This window comes from Heliorestis acidaminivorans, assembly GCF_008933955.1.
Classification (GTDB): Bacteria; Bacillota; Desulfitobacteriia; order Heliobacteriales; family Heliobacteriaceae; genus Heliorestis; species Heliorestis acidaminivorans.
Map to the genome: position 1 here is coordinate 133,814 of NZ_WBXO01000005.1, position 16,414 is coordinate 150,227.

The following is a 16,414-nucleotide window of genomic DNA, read 5'->3' on the forward strand; positions in this document are numbered from 1 at the left end:
TATAAAACTATGTCAGCGATCATCATCATCGGCGGGGGCGCAGGCGGTCTAATGTCTGCAATTATGGGGGCCAGAGCAGGTGCCCCTGTTTTGCTTTTAGAACGTAACGATAGATTGGGAAAAAAACTTCTAATTACAGGAAAAGGTCGCTGTAATGTGACTAGTGATTCTGAAGTAGAAGAGATTGTTCGTCACTTCCCAGGAAATGGTGCTTTCCTTTATAGTGCTTTGCGAAACTTTGATAGCTATAGGACGATGCAGTTTTTTGAAGATATAGGCGTACCTCTCAAAGTAGAGCGAGGACAACGTGTTTTTCCAGTTTCTGATCGTGCTCAAGATGTAGTTGACGCTTTGGAAAAGGAACTGCGCAAACTTGGTGGGAACATTCGTATGGGACAAAGGGTGCGCTCTATAAAAGTTGACGAAAAAGGTCATGTAGCTGGTGTTATAACAGAAAAAGGAGATTTCTTTCCCGCTTCTGCTGTCATTATAGCTACAGGTGGTATGACTTATCCAGGGACGGGAAGCACTGGTGATGGTTATGAGCTAGCCAAAAGTCTAGGACACACAATTACGAGGCTTCGCCCTTCTCTAGTACCTTTAATTACGGCGGAAGAGTGGGTTAAAGAATTACAGGGCTTGTCTCTCAAAAATGTTCGACTTACCTTATCTACTAGTCAAGGCAAAAAGCTAGGTGAAGATTTTGGAGAAATGCTTTTTACTCACTTTGGTCTTTCCGGACCTTTGATATTATCATTAAGCAAGAAAGCAACAGACTATTGGGAAGTAAAGGAAAACAAAGGACAAGTTAAAGAAGCACTGACCATTAAAATAAATTTGAAACCTGCTTTAACGCCAGAACAGCTTGATCGAAGGATTCAAAGAGATTTTGAACGCTATGCTAGAAAGCAATTTAAGAATGCCTTGCAAGATCTTTTACCTAAATCATTGATTCCCGTTATTATTAAGCTGTCAACAATTGATGAAGATAAGTTTGTCCACCAGATCAGTCGTCAGGAACGACTAGGCTTAGTAGAGTTGATTCAAGGGATGAAAATGACAGTTATAGATCACCGCTCAATGAAAGAAGCAATCGTAACAGCTGGTGGTGTAACGATCAAAGAAATTCATCCTAAAACTATGGCGAGTAAGCTGGTAAAGGGCCTATTCTTAGTTGGAGAAGTAGTTGACGTTGATGGCTACACTGGTGGTTATAACTTGCAAGGAGCTTGGTCGATGGGTGTCGTAGCTGGTAAAGCGGCGGCTGAGGTTGCTACCAAGTCGGGATAAAGGGATGGGAAGATAGGGGGGCGGACTTACCATGACTGGCACAAAAGGAAGTAGAAAAGCTGCTGTAGCGGCTCTGCGCTTAGCGATGACGGAATCAAGAGACGAAGAGTATCAGTTGCGAAAGACCCTGGGGGAAGAAGGAATTCGCTCTGCTGCAGTTGACTACGGTGGTGAATACGTTGGCGCAGTTAAGAAGATTATTGAACGTGCTGTTGTAGCCGCCAAAAGAGAACAAGTAATTCGAGATACACACCATGAAGAAGGCGCTATCGCCGGAGCAACCCATGAAGCGATGATGCAAATTATGGCCAAGGCTATTGGTCTGAATATAGGTGGAAAAGTAGGAATTGCTCGTTATAGAGATCATGTTTCTGTAGCTATCTTTTTTGGCATTGGCTTACTTCATCTTGATGAAGTTGCGGTAGGCATGGGTCATCGAGCTGCACTAGAGGAGGGAAAGTTATCATGACTTGCTATCAAAGAGGTTTGCGCGGTGCTATCTCAGTAGAAGCGAATACGAAAGAAGCGATTCATGAAGCAACAAGAAAACTACTTACAGAAATGATGGCTACTAATGAAGTGCGCACTGAAGATATTGCTTCCGTTCTCTTTACGGCTACATCTGATCTCAATGCTGATTTTCCTGCTTATGTAGCTAGAGAAATGGGTTGGCAATACGTTCCCTTACTCTGTGCTAAGGAAATGGATGTTCCTGGTGCTATGGAACGTTGTATTCGCATATTGATGCACGTTAATACAACTAAAAAACAAGAAGAGATGTCTCATGTCTACCTCGGTGAAGCGAGAAAACTTCGCCCCGATCTGGTAGAAAGAGAAAATGAGTAAAAAAGTAGCCGGAGAAGATAGTAGTTCTTCTCCGGCTACTTTTTTAAGCTTTTTTATGGGGTTATTTTCTTTCTATAATTTAAAGCGACTGATCGCATTTTGTAGACCTCGGGCTAATTCATTAAGACTTTTACTTACTTCTGCTACTTCTTGAGTTGATGCAGATTGTTCTTCTGTAGAAGCCGACACTTCTTCAGTAGCGGCGGCATTTTGTTGTGCAATCGATGCCAGATTTTGAATGATCTCTAGAATCTTATTTTTCTTATCTTCTAGCTCTGCACCTGATTGATTAAGACTTTCTACTTCTTGAATAGTCAGTTCAATGGCTTGTGCAATACCGTGAAACTTACTTTCTGCTTCATTGACGCTTCGACCTTGCTCTTCAATAATCTGTCCTACAGAGTCCATTGTATTTACGGCATTTTCAATTTTGTGAGTTAGCTCTCGCACAATATCTTCAATTTCTTTGGAAAATTGTGAGGCATTTTCGGCAAGATTTCTAACTTCTTCAGCAACAACAGCAAAACCTTTGCCCTGTTCGCCTGCTCTAGCCGCCTCAATGGCAGCGTTTAAGGCCAGAAGATTAGTCTGATCGGAAATACTGCGGATCTCTTCAGTAGCCTGACGAATCTTATAGACACTCTGATTCGTTTCCATAACAACTGTCTGCACCTCTTTAGCAGAAGTAATGTTATCATTCGTTTTGGCTTTGACTTTTTCAATTGCTGACAAGCCATCGTCTTTTAGCTGACGAGTTTCCACCATTGCACGGTTTAAGTTAACCATATAGCTCTGATTCTTCTCTACAATGGCGGCTATAGTAGAAGCTTCCTTTGTGCCTTTTTCTGTCATAGAAGCCTGTTCTGTTGCCCCTTCAGCTATTTCTTCTACAGCCCTAGCTACCTCTTCGGAAGCACTGGATGCTTGCACTGTTATTTCATGAGTATCTTTCGATGATTTTAAGAGTTGTTCTGATAGACCTTGGATCTGGGAGAAACTCTGACGTAAAGACTGTCTAAGTGCTTGTAAAGCACGAGTCATATCACCCATCTCATCTTGACTAGACTCTTTTAAGTCGCTGAAAGAAGTCAAGTCACCAGCAGATACTTTTTGTAGATCTTTTATGTTTTTGCTAATAGAGCCGGTGATTTTGTGAACGAAAAGATAGATTATCACGCCAGATAACAAAGATGCTACTGCTGTGATGATAAAAGATAAAATCAAGTTTTCTCTTTGTTGTTGGTCAAACTCACTGCTTTCAGATCCTGCAAAGAACATGCCGATGACATTGCCTTCTATATCAAAAATAGCTTGATAAGCACCGTAGAGGTCTTGGTTTCCAACTATTGTAAGTCGCCCTGACCAAGTGCCTCCTTTTTCTAAGACCTCTTGCAATACTTCAGGATGACTAATTGTTGATCCTATAGCGCGGTTGCCAGATTCATCTAATAGGGTTGTAGCAATTCTTCGATCACCTTCAAAGATAGTTAAGTCGGTATCAGTCCTTGCGGATAAAGCATCTAAATAATCATTGTTGAGTAATTTTCCAACTTCCAAAATGCCTATGTAATTACCTTCATTATCTAGCACAGGACCTCCGACTCTTATACCTAACCCATTTAAGCCTACATCAAAGCCTTTAAGCATGGTCTGTTCTTTTGCTATACTTTGCGGCATTTTTCGGAAGGAAAGATCCATACCGACTCTATCCGGTTCATGAGGTCGGATAAAAGAGTGCAAATTTTTATCAATAACCTGGATACCGTTAATATCATGACTGTCCTGTAACCTTTCATAGATATGTTTCAGTTTACCTTCTGCAATTGACCTGTCATTACTTAATAGAGAATCTGCAATATGACTATCGCTAGATAGGATTAAGTATACGGCTTCTAGCATTTCTAACTCTTCTTCAATTAAAAGTTCAAGTACAGTTAAGTCATGTTCAACTTCTTCTATTGCAAAGTCTTCAATAAAAGAAGCTTGTCGAAAATAAAAAAGCAATGAAATAACAAGACAGGTAATCACGATCAAAGGAATAAAAAGAACCAAAAACTTTCCTCGCAATTTCACCAGAACAGCTCTCCTTCTTTTCTTTTCTTTTTGTGTATTCTTGGTAAGGTTTTGATATATCTATTGCTCTAGTTATTTGCCAAGATGATAGATAATAAATTAATACATTTTACTCTATGTATATAGTAATAAATTTTTTTAATTTTAGTCTAATAAGTAAGTTCTGTCAAGGAATTTCAGAACAGATATTGCCAATAATGGATACTTAGTTCTATCCTGTTTTTTGAACACGGAAAAAAATCAATCTGAGGAAGGAAAATAGTATTATCGCTACGAAATTATAGTCTAACTAAAATATTTGCACGAACATGCACAATGCAGGCTATTTTTTTATAATTTTGTAAGGCGGTGGGCTTATGGAGAGACTTCCATTGCGATTAGTATTAATCGTTCCTTTTGTGATCCAATTAATGATCGTTGTCGGTCTTACAGGATGGTTGTCTTGGAAAAACGGTCAAGAAGCAGTTTCTGATGTAACTACAAAGTTACGGTCTGAGATTACAGAACGAATCTATGACCACTTAAAAAACCACATGGACACTCCACCTCTAGTCAATCAATTGAATGCGAATGTTTTGGAAACAAATATGCTTGATTTGCAGAATAAAGAAGAGAGAGAACGCTTCTTTTATCATCAGATCAAGTCTTTTCCTGATATTGCCTATACCTTTATCGGGACAACAGAAGGACATTTTTTTGGAACTAGACGTATGCCTAATGGTGACCTTGAACAGGTTATCGTAGATAATAAAACAGGTCCTAATTCTCATTACTATACTATCGATCCTACCGGAGTTGCTGAAGAGCTTACAGAAGTCTTCCAAAACTACGATCCCCGCACTCGACCATGGTATCAAGCGGCGGTAGAGGCAGAGCAACCAACCTGGAGTGGAATTTATCGTCACTTTGTATTTACAGACCTTGCTATAACATCTGCTCATCCTCTTTACAACAAAGAAGGAACTCTTTACGGAGTTCTTGGTGTTGATTATGTATTATCAGGACTTAATGACTTTCTAAATAGCTTACAAGTCGGCGAAACAGGTATGACTTACATAATGGAACGAAATGGGCAAATGATTGCTACCTCTACCATGGAACGGACTTTTCGCATGAACGATAATGGTACAATGAAAAGACTGATGGCCGTACAGAGTAGTACTCCTGTAGTAGCAGAAGTGACGAATTTTTTAGAGAGTTACTATGGTAGCTTAGAAAGTATTTATGCCAGTGAACAATTGGAGTTTTCGGTTAAAGGAGAAAAACAATATATTCAAGTTACGCCCTTTCAGGAATATGGACTTGATTGGCTGATCCTATGTGTTGTTCCCGAAAAAGACTTTATGGGCTATATTCAGAAAAATACGGAGATAACCTTATATCTGATCGGAGCGGCACTTCTAATAGCTATTCTCGTAGGTATAGCAACTTCACAATGGGTCATTCGACCAATTGTTGAGATGAATGATGCCGCCAAAGAATACGCCAAAGGAAAGTGGAATTATCCATTGCAGATCAACCGTGATGATGAAGTTGGTCAACTAGGAAAAACTTTTCAACAAATGGCCAAACAATTGGCAGAGCTTTTTGGGCATTTAGAAGATAAAGTGGAAGAACGGACACGAGAATTAGAACAAAAAAATGAAGAACTAATTGAAGCGAATCAGAAAAAAGAAATGGCCGCTCAAGCGAAAGCCGCTTTTCTGGCTAATATGAGTCATGAAATCCGCACACCAATGAACGCTATTCTAGGTTTTACGGAGATTATGCAAGATCAAGTCAAAGATGAACAAGAAGCACGATACTTAAACTATATTTCGTCTAATGGCGAAACTTTGCTTCGAATTATTAACGACATCCTTGACTTGTCTAAAATTGAGGCAGGACGTATTGAGATTCAGCATCGACCAACAGACCTGAAAAACTTATTTAATGAAGTGCAAATGGCTTTTTTACATCTGCTAGAAGCTAAAGGTGTAGAAATGAAGATGGAAATAGCTTCCAACATACCTGCTAAGGTTATGATTGATGATGTTAGACTACGTCAAGTGCTTTTTAACTTGCTAGGAAATGCCGTTAAGTTTACACATAGCGGTTATATAGCTATAAATGTACAACAAGGCAGTTCCGTGAACGCCGATGGGACTTTTGATTTAATCTTTGCTGTGCAAGATAGTGGCATTGGCATTGAAGAGTCACAAAAGCAAGCTATTTTCGATGCTTTTGTACAACAGAAAGGGCAAGATACGGGGCAATATGGAGGCACAGGGTTAGGCCTGGCGATTACGAAGCGTCTCGTTGAAATAATGGACGGTAGCATTACCGTAGAAAGTGAAGTTGGCCAAGGTAGTACCTTCCAGGTATTATTGCGAGGAATTGCTCCGGTGCAACAAGTAAGCGCAGTAGAAGATGGCTTGGACGACATTGATACGGAAAAAATTCGTTTTTCTCAATCTACTCTTCTAATTGTTGATGATATAGAAACTAATCGACAATTGCTAAAAGATTATCTACAAGATCATAATTTACGTGTTATTGAAGCCAAAGATGGGCGAGAAGCCCTTGAATCTATAGCCCTATATCAACCTCAGCTCATATTGCTTGATATGAAACTACCTATACTCAGCGGTTATGAAGTTATGGAAGTTCTCCAAATGGATGATGAACTGTCTCATATTCCTGTTGTTGCTTGTACCGCATCAGTGTTAGAAGAAGAAGAAGCAACAGTGCGTAAGGCTGGTTGTGTAGGTTTTTTGCGAAAGCCTGTTAGCAAAAAGGAACTGGTCAGTGAACTGGCTCGCTTCTTGCCTTATGAAAACTGAGCGCTCCCTTGAGGTCCTAATTAATCAGGACCTGCGACTCTTTCTGGTTTTTCTGAGAAAAAGTACAATCTTAATATAGTTTCACTAAAAAAACAAAGGGGTGGTAAAGTGCATAATGTAGTAAAAACCGCATGTGCAATCGTTGTTACAGGCTTTCTTGTCACTACTGTAGCTATAGGAGAAGTAGAAGCGAAAAAAGAAGCACCAGGACAAAAGGGTAACTCAGGTCAGGCTGTTCGCTCTGCTGTTCAAGAAACATTAAGAGAAAGAAACATTCCAGCAGGGCCAAAAGCTGAGAAGCCCCAAGCTTCCCCTAACCAAGAAGCAGAAAAGGTTATCGATAAAGTGGAACAAGTTGAAGTAACTTTTCTTCAAACAGATCTGCTTCTTCAAGAAGACCAAGCAACAGAGGTTGAAGAAGAGGTTACCATAGATGATGAAGAAGTTAAGATAGATGAGAAAGAGATAAAAGAAATAAATGATAGAAAAGCATATTTAACGAAAAAAGACCTTCAAAACCAGAAGAAGGCTCTACAAAAAGAAAGGCAACTAGAGCGGAAACATAATCAAGCTCTAGCTAAGGTAGAGAAAGAAGCTCTAAAAAACCGTGCCGTAGAAGAGCGTCTTTATGTGCATGGACAAAAGCTGAAGTTTGACGTACCACCAGTCATTCGCGAAGGTCGAGTACTAGTGCCAGTAAGAGCTATTACAGAGGGCATGGGTGCTAGGGTAGACTGGAACGAAGAAAGCAAAATAATCACCATCACTAGAGATGATGTAACGATTGTTTTTTCTCTAGATAGCCAAACTATCTATGTCAATGGTGAAGAAAGAACTATAGATGTCGCCCCTAGTATTCATAACAACCGAACCCTTGTACCAATACGTTTTATTAGTCTAGCTTTAGGCGATAAAGTGCTCTATGACGAAGAAACAGGCGATATAGATATTATTGAAGAAGATGCTGTCTTAGAAGATGAAGTTGAAGAACCTGTTATTGAAGAACCTATTATTGAAGAAGAACGAAAAGAAGAAGAGACCAACGATGGCATCGAAAATGATGTAACAGAAGATGAAGATACTAACAATGACAATGACGATGACCAAAGTGATGAAGAAGTAGAAGAAGAGGAAGTAGAACTAGAAGAGGATGAGTCAGAAGAAGAAGAGTTAGAAGATCAAGTAGAATAAGAGCAAGCTAAAAAGCCCACCATTTTGCGTGGGCTTTTTTCTCATTTTTAGAAGTACTATACTGACTTGAGTAGCTACTATATCAAAGCTTATGTGATAGAATATAACCATCTATACAATCAATTTAGTATCAAAAACTTACAATACGAAGGGTGTGGAACTACTGCTAATAGCCAATTGGATTGTTATCGTTATCTTCGCTCTTATTGGTATAGCTTTTCGTGCAGGACGTTTCCATGATTTAATGGCCGGTTACAACACAGCTTCTGAAGAAGATAAAAAATATATGCAAGAAAGTGGCCTTTTTCCTTTTGTAGGCAATGGACTGATCTTTTTAGCTCTACTACTCGCTATTGGTACACTTTTAGGCCATATGGGTTACCCTTTTTTTGCTGATCTGGTCTGGGCTATTTTTGTTATAGGAATCCTAATTATTCTCATAGGTGCACAAAAGTTTACACCAAAGACTGAGAAAAATAAATCTAAGGGAGCTATCCTTTTTACCATAGTAATCATGCTGTTTTTTGTAGGCTTGGTTTGGGGATCAATACAAGAATCTAAAGTAACAATTGAAGCAGAAGGAATCCTTGTTAGCGGTTTTTATAGTGAGAATATTGCTTTTGCTGAAATCGAAGAAGTGCGCTTGCAAGATAATATTCCTAAGATTGTGATTCGCACGAATGGTTTAAGCATAGGCCCTATACAAAAAGGAAATTATCGATTAGAAGAGTGGGGTAGTAGTAGACTCCATTTGCATAGTCGAGAAGGCCCTTATCTAGTTATATACACTAAAGAAAAACCTATAGTGCTTAACTTCCGTGATGAAGACAAAAGTCGCCAAATTTACGAAGAGATAAACAGAAAAATATTAGAACAGTAAAAGAAAGCTCTGCCCTATGATCTAAATCAAAGGGGCAGAGCTTTGGTTTTTGGATTATTGAGAAAGCTATTTTGCTGAATTCTTGTCGTGAGCTAGAGCTAAAAAGCGTTGCAATAACTGTCGTCCATAGTCATGGTCTTCAATAGAAGTAATAATTGCATCAACGTCCCGACCTTGCGATAGCAGTTTCTCTCGTTGTTTTTCGACATAAGCATAGGTTATATCTGCAGTAAATTCAGGATGGAATTGTAGACCCCAGATATGTTCAAAGATAACAAAAGCATGATGACCTTCAAAATCATTGCGAGCTAACAAAGTTGCATCTGGCGGCAATTGAAGAACTGTCTGTGCATGGGTTACATGACCTTTAAAAGAAGAAGGCATCTGACCTAAGAGAGGATCTTTGTGACCTTCAGCAGTCAATTCAATTGACACCGTTCCAATTTCAATGCCCCTAGGATGGTAATCTACGATGCCTCCAAAAGTATAAGCTAACAACTGATGACCATAACAAATGCCTAAGATGGGGATCTTCGCTTCCACTGTTGTACGCAACCACTTAGCTAGCGAAAGCATCCACTCTTCCTGATCTGTTACCATCCCATGAGAGCCTGTGATTATAATTGAAGCAACATTTTCAAGAGCAGGTAAAGCTTCTCCCTCAAAAGCTTTTACAACGACTACATCGCGCCTATCTAAATCAATTTGCCTGATAATAAAATCTTCAAAGTCACCCTGTTGTGGTATTAGAGAGGGAAAAGTAGAACCTGCTTTGATAATGACAAGCTTTTGCATAAACGAATTCCTCCGGTCATCTTAGAGCTTTACTATAATAGAAGTTTTTCACAATAATCTTACCATTGGAATTTGTTTTTTGTAAGATATTAGGTAAAGTATTATGTATTCTTAGATAGGAAGCATAAGAAGCATAAGGTGGGCTATTCGAGGCTAAGACGAGTGCTTTTCTCATGGAATCTCATTACAATAATTTACAAGAAAACAAAAAAACTCTAAAAAACTTTTACAATAAAAAGAGGAATTAGGAAAAAGATAGAGAATAACCCAGAATAAAATCAAACAAAAGCTGACAAAGAAAGAAATTCCAACACAATTGTTGGAGAATAAAGAAGAAAGGAGGATATTGGAACAACAGTCTATGAAAAACAACATAATTGAAACACTTATAAAACTATAGAAAAAGAAAGGAGAAAGCTTCATGAGTCAAGGAAGTACTGATGAAGGAAAGAAAAACTGGTTTTTTCGAGAAAGCTTGGCCTATGGTGCTAGCTACAGTACTTCCCTGCTTGAAAGAACTAAAAAAATTCCGATAGAAAAAGTTGAATCAGAAGAACAAGAGCTATTAGATGAAGAAGAGACAATAATCCCCTTAGTCAATTCAATTTTTCGTGAAGCATTGCAAAAAGAAGCAAGCGATATTCATATAGAAGTACACAAAGGAAAAACAATTGTTCGTTACCGTATTGATGGAATTTTACAAGATCAGATGGCTTTACCACCTCTTATCCACAGAACCTTGCTATCAAGAATCAAAGTCTTAGCCCATATGGACATAGCTCAAAAAAGAATTCCTCAAGATGGACGCATTCAGATCGAAGAAAAAGGTAAACCCATTGATTTACGCGTTTCTACTTTGCCAACAATATTTGGGGAAAACTGCACTATTCGCATTTTAGATAAAGAAAAAGTGCCCTTATCTTTATCGGAATTGCATTTTCAAGAAAAGATTCTGCCTCTCTACCTACCTATGCTCCAAAGTAGTTACGGCATGATTCTTCTAACAGGACCAACAGGTTCGGGGAAAACGACAACTTTATACAGCAGTCTTCAATACTTAAATAATCGAGATAAGAAAATAGTAACGATTGAAGACCCCGTTGAATACGTATTGGAAGGCATTAGCCAGATACAAATTAATAGCAAAGCGGGACTTACTTTTCCTACAGCTTTACGATCTATCTTAAGACAAGATCCCGATGTAATTATGATCGGTGAGATTAGAGATCGCGAAACGGCTGATATTGCTGTTAGAGCGGCTATTACAGGTCATCTTGTTTTTTCTACTTTACATACAGGCGATGCGCCTGGTGCTCTGACTAGATTAATAGATATGGGGCTAGAGCCTTATCGAGTAGCTTCATCTATAGTAGGAGTTGTAGCTCAAAGATTGGTGCGAAAGATTTGTGAGCACTGCAAAAGTGCCTACAGCCTTGCCGCAGAGGCACAGGAGCGCTTTTTTCTAGATATCGATAAGGACAAGGAAGTAACATTATATAGAGGTAAGGGATGTAAAGCTTGTAACCAAAGTGGTTATAAAGGTCGAATAGCAATTCAAGAAGTTTTCGCTTTGAATAGGAAAGTGCGCACTCTCTTGATGAACAAAGCATCTGTGGAGACAATTCGCCAAGCGGCTACGGCTAATGGTATGAATTCTTTGCGCGAAGACGGCATTTACAAAGCTTTACAGGGGCTCACAACAGTACATGAAGTGATGAGGGTAGCTTATCGGATCGATTGAAGGTGACGGTTCATGACTTTCTTATTGATAAAAGCACAACAATGGCAAAAGAGCATGAAAAGTGCCATTGGCAAAGCTCCCTTTTTCACCAAAAAAGTAAATAAGCAAGATTTAGCTTTCTTTTGCAGTAATTTTGCTTTGCTGATTCGAACAGGTATACCTATTTACAGTGCTCTGACTATTTTGGAAGAGCAAACGGAACATAAAAGCTTGCGTCAATCTATCGCTATAGTTAGAGAAGAAGTTCGGAAAGGACAAACATTATCGGAAGCCTTAAGTTGCTGTCCTCAAACTTTTCCAATACTCTTCGTGCAAATGATTGAAACGGCTGAACTAGGTGGAATTTTAGATGATGTTTTGAGCTACATGTCTATTCACTTAGAAAAAGAAAGTGAACTAATAAAAAAAGTACAGACAGCTTTGTTTTATCCAGTTATTTTGCTTATAGCATCTATTGCTGTAGTATTTTTTGTCCTTACTTTTATCATGCCACTTTTTGCGGATATGCTTATAGGCTTAGGTGCAGATCTTCCCTTAATTACCAGCTTACTGCTTTCATTTTCTTTCTTTTTACAAGATTATGGCCTTTTGCTTTTGCTACTTTTCTTGATAGCTCTCTTGACGTACATAAGCTATCCCAAAAGTGAGGCTTTTCTCTATAGGGTAGACAAGCTACTGCTGAAGAGTCCCATCATAGGTACTTTACTCTCTAAAGTTCTACTAGCTCGCTTTTGTCGAACTTTAGGTACATTGTTAGGAAGCGGTATACCACTTACGCAGTCCTTAGCAGTTTTACGTAAAACAGTAGGCAATAGAGTTCTTATCGAAGGAATTGACATAGCTGTAGAAGCGATTCACCGAGGTGAAAACTTTTCAACGCCTTTAAGAAGTCAACCTTTTTTCCCGAATTTAATGGTCCAAATGGTAACAGTTGGAGAAGAGACTGGTTCTTTAGATAGCTTACTGCTCCGAGTCGCTGAATTTTATGAAAAAGAAAGTAGTCGAAGGTCAGAAAGGCTATCAACACTTTTAGAACCTTTATTAATGTTGTTTATGGGTACTATGGTTACTGTTTTAGTTTTGTCGATGCTGTTACCTATGTTCGAAGTTATAGACCTACTCGGTATCTAACTATCCTCAGACATCAACAAGTGTAAAGCAGAGACTTTGCTAGTTATAACCTCTTCATGAAAGTTCATTAAAGTCTAAAGATTAAGCAAAAAATGGATAGCATGCAATGAAAGGATAGTAAAAATGAGAAAAAAGATTTTTCAAAACCAACAGGGCTTTTCTCTCATCGAATTGATTGTCGTTGTAGCTGTGATCGGTATTCTTATCGTCGTTATGATACCGAAGGTAGGTGGAGCACCAGACAAAGCTAAACTTGCGGGTGTGAAAAGTGATTTTTTAGCTATTGAGACAGCTGTAAGATCCCATTTTCTAGAGAATAGTAAGTTACCAAAACTAGATGAGATAAATAAGAGCAATCTTCTAGATTACGAACTAGTTGCTCCTAGTTCTACTAATAATGGTGATTCAGTATATAAAGATCCCTGGAATCAACCATACAGCTACAATTTCAAAACTGATAAAGAGGTAGAGGTATCTTCTTCTGGTCCTATAGGTTATGAACATATGATTACAGTCACTTTTTCTATAGTTGAGGGTAGGTTAAAAGTTGCATATAAGGAAGATGATGATCCTACCTAGAGTCCTTTTGTTGTCTATCTCTCTGTGATTTACCCCGTGAAAAGGAGGGTAAAAAGATGTACCATCTCCTCAAAGTAAACAACGAAAAAGGCGCAACCTTGATTGAAATAGTCATTGCTTTTACCCTTCTTTCTATTGTCATGATTAGTCTTATCAAAACTTTGTTTTTGGGAGAAAAGCTAGAAAAATACAGCAATGAAGAGATTAAAGCTCTTTATCTAGCTCGAGCAATTCTTGAACATAAAACGACAGGAATGATCTTAGATTGGCAAGAAGCTCAAGATACTCTTCCCACAACAGTGTTCATACCTAAAGAATACGACTGTGAAGTTTATGTAACAGATGTAGGCACGAGTTGGGAACTAAAAGAAGTAACTGTGAAGGTATGGACTAGTGAAGGTAAAGAAGTAGTTTTGACTAGCAGGGTGTCTAAAAGATGAAAAAACTTATAAATCACCTTAGCAACGAGAAGGGAATTATCTTACCTTATCTGTTTTTCATGATCCTTTTTCTTTTCCTGATACTAACCATGGTAATCTCCCTGGGTATGCAAAGCTTGGAATCTGTTGCGACAGAAAAAGAAACAAAACAAATATATTACGGTGCTGAAGCAGGCCTTGAGACGGTCTATGCCTTGGTACGTCAATACGCAGAGCAAGATGAAAGCGAAAAGCTACAAGGCCAGGCTCTACTTGCTTTTCTTCGACCTAAGCTTGTTCCTTTTCAACTATACAAAGAAAGTAGCAAGCCCATAACAGTTACAGTGAAGCTTGCCGTTGTAAATAGAGTATCAGGAAATACAATAGTGTCTTACTTAGTCATCACTTCTCTAGCACGGTCTAGTGACGGCAGAGGTGAGCATGAGCTAGAGGCTAAGTTATCTCTAACAAAACCTCCAGCAGGTTGGTCCTCCCTTAGTTACATGGAACTGCGCAGTAAATACGACATTGTTTTCTAATGAGGTTGGGAAGAGATGACGATAAGTAAAATAATTAAGAACCATAAGGCTTTTTCCTTAATCGAAATCCTTATCGTTATGACTATTGTAGGGATACTGCTTTCTTTAGGCTTACCTACTATGTACAATAGCCTAGCTGAATACAAGTTGAATATGGCGGCGCGGCAAGTACAAGCTGATATGCACTGGGCTCGTGAACAAGCTGTTAAAGAAAGAAATAATTTCACGATTTACTTTCCTACTGGATTGAAGCAGTACACAGTAAACCGAAGTGGTTACGATCTACAATATAGACGGGAATTGCCTGCAGGTGTACGTATACACGCCACAAGTTTTTATTACGACAAGGATCGTGCTTATTTTTCTGTCGATGGAAGAGTTATCAACCCGACCATGGGGGGTACAGTAATGCTCGAAAACGAAAGAGGTCATCTACGTTATATAATCCTCTCACGGAATGGACGTGTACGTATTTCCAAAGAAGCACCAGGAGCAGGAGAATGAAAAATCAAAAAGGCTTTACGCTTCTCGAAGTGCTTTTTGTTGTAGTTATATTTACCCTGCTAGGACTTACGGCAACCAAATTATTAAATCTAGGTCTAGAGCGGTCACATAAACAAAATCATCACTACGATGGAATCTACAGTGCCCGCTGGGCATTGCATTGGATTAGTATGGATATCCGCAAAGGAAGAGATTTTATCATTCAAAAGAATCGTATTCAATGCCAGGTCTTCCATCCTAGTCGCGGATGGGAGAGTGTAGACTACTATCTTGATAATAAAGAAACTATTCAGAGAAGACATAGAAGTGATGCTAAGCCACTAGCATCAGGTATTGAAGCTCTGGAGATTAGAAAACTTCCTTCCCTTGATGAGAGCTCTGCTTATAGCCCTATCTTGATTACGATTAGGCAAAAGAAAAATTATCAAGGTGATTATGTAGAGTTTTACAATGAAGTTATTCCACTAAAAAACTTAAAATAAAGGGTTGCATTTTTCGATAAGCTATGATATATATATAGAGGTCGTTGCAACACAGCAAACTTGTCTGATGAATGACAAGAGACAAGAAGTTGTTAATACCGATAGATACAGTATGCGGAAGTGGCTCAGTGGTAGAGCATCGCCTTGCCAAGGCGAGGGTCGCGAGTTCGAATCTCGTCTTCCGCTCCATTATGAATGCGCCCGTAGCTCAGCTGGATAGAGTAACTGACTACGAATCAGCAGGTCGGGAGTTCGAATCTCTCCGGGCGCGCCATAAGCCGCTGTAGCTCAGTCGGTAGAGCGTATCCTTGGTAAGGATAAGGCCGCCGGTTCAATCCCGGCCAGTGGCTCCACAAATTATAATGCGAAAGTGGCGGAATCGGCAGACGCGCACGTTTGAGGGGCGTGTGGGTAACTCCATGAGGGTTCAAGTCCCTCCTTTCGCACCAAATTAAATTAACAAAAGCCTTTTACTAGAGTACAGTAAAAGGCTTTTTTCTTGTCAACCTTATAAGTAAAAGTTATAATGAACTCAAGAAAGAGTGAGGAGGCGATTTTCTCCGTCTTATCGCGGACAAGCTTAGCCGTGAAGGCTCTTTTCATGTTACGCAAGGTGAAAAAGAATTTGAGATTCGCCCTGCTGGAAAAACAGAGTTACAGTTAAAGTACGAAACAGAAGGGGACAAGCAGAAGTTCGAGATTGAAATAGAGTGGAGACCTTTGGGAGAAGTAGATAATATTGTTATAAAATAGAACATAATTCCTTTGTAAGAACCTTCTCTTGAAAGTCTTTACCTTTTGTACTATCCTATGGTAGATGACTTTTTTCTATAAAGGAGTAATAACGTGAAAGAAACACAAGAAGCATCTCTAGAACTGGCCGATCAAGCACTTTTAGCTATTCAGGAATCTTTGATGGCGCACTTTCAAGCTAATGAATATGAGAAAGTTGATGAAGCTTTACGGTTGCTAGAACAAGCAAGTCTTTTGTTAGGAGATCTAACAGGTCGCTTTGAGGAAGAAGCAAATAGCGCTTTAAAAAGTAAGAGCACACCTTGTAATCAATAACTTCTAAAATTATTTAGCAAATATCCTGTCACAGATCTTTATAGATGTTTTGAC

The 16,414-nt window shown here is 39.0% G+C and carries 16 protein-coding genes, 4 tRNA genes and 1 pseudogene; 19 read left to right on the forward strand and 2 right to left on the reverse strand.

What is annotated here, in order from left to right; genetic code table 11:
- The first annotated feature begins 9 nt into the window (after positions 1 to 9).
- From F9B85_RS08195 to aroH, 3 genes are read left to right on the forward strand one after another with little or no spacing between them, the layout of a single operon-like run.
- Complete coding sequence (locus F9B85_RS08195; RefSeq protein ID WP_151619907.1) at positions 10 to 1,290, forward strand: BaiN/RdsA family NAD(P)/FAD-dependent oxidoreductase; 1,281 nt, start codon at positions 10 to 12, stop codon at positions 1,288 to 1,290.
- Between the two features lie 31 nt (positions 1,291 to 1,321).
- Positions 1,322 to 1,759 (forward strand): HutP family protein, encoded by a 438-nt coding sequence (locus tag F9B85_RS08200; RefSeq protein ID WP_151619908.1) that lies wholly within the window; start codon positions 1,322 to 1,324, stop codon positions 1,757 to 1,759.
- Complete coding sequence (gene aroH, locus F9B85_RS08205; protein WP_151619909.1) at positions 1,756 to 2,136, forward strand: chorismate mutase; 381 nt, start codon at positions 1,756 to 1,758, stop codon at positions 2,134 to 2,136. The genes F9B85_RS08200 and aroH overlap by 4 nt, the downstream gene beginning before the upstream one ends.
- Positions 2,137 to 2,208: 72 nt before the next feature.
- Here aroH and F9B85_RS08210 read toward each other — a convergent pair whose 3' ends face one another.
- Positions 2,209 to 4,209, reverse strand: coding sequence for a methyl-accepting chemotaxis protein (locus tag F9B85_RS08210; RefSeq protein ID WP_151619910.1), 2,001 nt, complete (start codon positions 4,207 to 4,209; stop codon positions 2,209 to 2,211).
- Positions 4,210 to 4,565: 356 nt separating this feature from the next.
- Here F9B85_RS08210 and F9B85_RS08215 point away from each other — a divergent pair, with 356 nt between their 5' ends.
- The 3 genes from F9B85_RS08215 (at position 4,566) to F9B85_RS08225 (ending at position 9,102) form a co-directional block, all read left to right on the forward strand.
- On the forward strand, positions 4,566 to 7,031 hold the full coding sequence (locus tag F9B85_RS08215; RefSeq protein WP_151619911.1) for a hybrid sensor histidine kinase/response regulator: 2,466 nt from the start codon (positions 4,566 to 4,568) through the stop codon (positions 7,029 to 7,031).
- A gap of 108 nt (positions 7,032 to 7,139) precedes the next feature.
- Positions 7,140 to 8,222 (forward strand): copper amine oxidase N-terminal domain-containing protein, encoded by a 1,083-nt coding sequence (locus tag F9B85_RS08220; RefSeq protein ID WP_151619912.1) that lies wholly within the window; start codon positions 7,140 to 7,142, stop codon positions 8,220 to 8,222.
- A 154-nt stretch (positions 8,223 to 8,376) separates the two neighbouring features.
- The gene (locus tag F9B85_RS08225) at positions 8,377 to 9,102 is read left to right on the forward strand and encodes a DUF3784 domain-containing protein (protein ID WP_170270334.1); all 726 of its coding nucleotides are present in this window, start codon (positions 8,377 to 8,379) and stop codon (positions 9,100 to 9,102) included.
- A gap of 66 nt (positions 9,103 to 9,168) precedes the next feature.
- Here F9B85_RS08225 and F9B85_RS08230 read toward each other — a convergent pair whose 3' ends face one another.
- The gene (locus F9B85_RS08230) at positions 9,169 to 9,897 is read right to left on the reverse strand and encodes a glutamine amidotransferase (RefSeq protein WP_151619914.1); all 729 of its coding nucleotides are present in this window, start codon (positions 9,895 to 9,897) and stop codon (positions 9,169 to 9,171) included.
- A gap of 421 nt (positions 9,898 to 10,318) precedes the next feature.
- Between F9B85_RS08230 and F9B85_RS08235 the strand changes: the two genes are divergently transcribed.
- The 13 genes and pseudogenes from F9B85_RS08235 (at position 10,319) to F9B85_RS08295 (ending at position 16,360) form a co-directional block, all read left to right on the forward strand.
- The gene (locus tag F9B85_RS08235) at positions 10,319 to 11,638 is read left to right on the forward strand and encodes a GspE/PulE family protein (protein WP_151619915.1); all 1,320 of its coding nucleotides are present in this window, start codon (positions 10,319 to 10,321) and stop codon (positions 11,636 to 11,638) included.
- A 12-nt stretch (positions 11,639 to 11,650) separates the two neighbouring features.
- Positions 11,651 to 12,769 carry a type II secretion system F family protein gene (locus tag F9B85_RS08240; RefSeq protein WP_151619916.1) on the forward strand — a complete coding sequence of 373 codons (1,119 nt, stop codon included), beginning with the start codon at positions 11,651 to 11,653 and terminating at the stop codon, positions 12,767 to 12,769.
- Positions 12,770 to 12,892: 123 nt separating this feature from the next.
- Positions 12,893 to 13,348 (forward strand): prepilin-type N-terminal cleavage/methylation domain-containing protein, encoded by a 456-nt coding sequence (locus F9B85_RS08245; RefSeq protein WP_151620023.1) that lies wholly within the window; start codon positions 12,893 to 12,895, stop codon positions 13,346 to 13,348.
- A 56-nt stretch (positions 13,349 to 13,404) separates the two neighbouring features.
- On the forward strand, positions 13,405 to 13,788 hold the full coding sequence (locus tag F9B85_RS08250) for a type IV pilus modification PilV family protein (protein WP_151619917.1): 384 nt from the start codon (positions 13,405 to 13,407) through the stop codon (positions 13,786 to 13,788).
- On the forward strand, positions 13,785 to 14,306 hold the full coding sequence (locus F9B85_RS08255) for a hypothetical protein (RefSeq protein WP_151619918.1): 522 nt from the start codon (positions 13,785 to 13,787) through the stop codon (positions 14,304 to 14,306). The genes F9B85_RS08250 and F9B85_RS08255 overlap by 4 nt, the downstream gene beginning before the upstream one ends.
- A gap of 15 nt (positions 14,307 to 14,321) precedes the next feature.
- Positions 14,322 to 14,810, forward strand: coding sequence for a GspH/FimT family pseudopilin (locus F9B85_RS08260; protein ID WP_151619919.1), 489 nt, complete (start codon positions 14,322 to 14,324; stop codon positions 14,808 to 14,810).
- Complete coding sequence (locus tag F9B85_RS08265; RefSeq protein WP_151619920.1) at positions 14,807 to 15,292, forward strand: PulJ/GspJ family protein; 486 nt, start codon at positions 14,807 to 14,809, stop codon at positions 15,290 to 15,292. Before F9B85_RS08260 ends, F9B85_RS08265 begins: the two co-directional genes overlap by 4 nt.
- Before the next feature lie 114 nt (positions 15,293 to 15,406).
- Positions 15,407 to 15,481: transfer RNA gene (locus F9B85_RS08270), tRNA-Gly, on the forward strand.
- A gap of 8 nt (positions 15,482 to 15,489) precedes the next feature.
- A tRNA-Arg gene (locus F9B85_RS08275) sits at positions 15,490 to 15,566 on the forward strand.
- Positions 15,567 to 15,569: 3 nt separating this feature from the next.
- Positions 15,570 to 15,645, forward strand: a tRNA-Thr gene (locus F9B85_RS08280).
- Between the two features lie 11 nt (positions 15,646 to 15,656).
- Positions 15,657 to 15,741, forward strand: a tRNA-Leu gene (locus F9B85_RS08285).
- Positions 15,742 to 15,856: 115 nt separating this feature from the next.
- Positions 15,857 to 16,045 (forward strand): annotated as a pseudogene (locus tag F9B85_RS15030) (amphi-Trp domain-containing protein); the annotation flags it as partial.
- A 93-nt stretch (positions 16,046 to 16,138) separates the two neighbouring features.
- Positions 16,139 to 16,360, forward strand: a complete 222-nt coding sequence (locus F9B85_RS08295) for a hypothetical protein (RefSeq protein ID WP_151619921.1) — start codon at positions 16,139 to 16,141, stop codon at positions 16,358 to 16,360.
- The last annotated feature ends 54 nt before the right edge of the window (positions 16,361 to 16,414 follow it).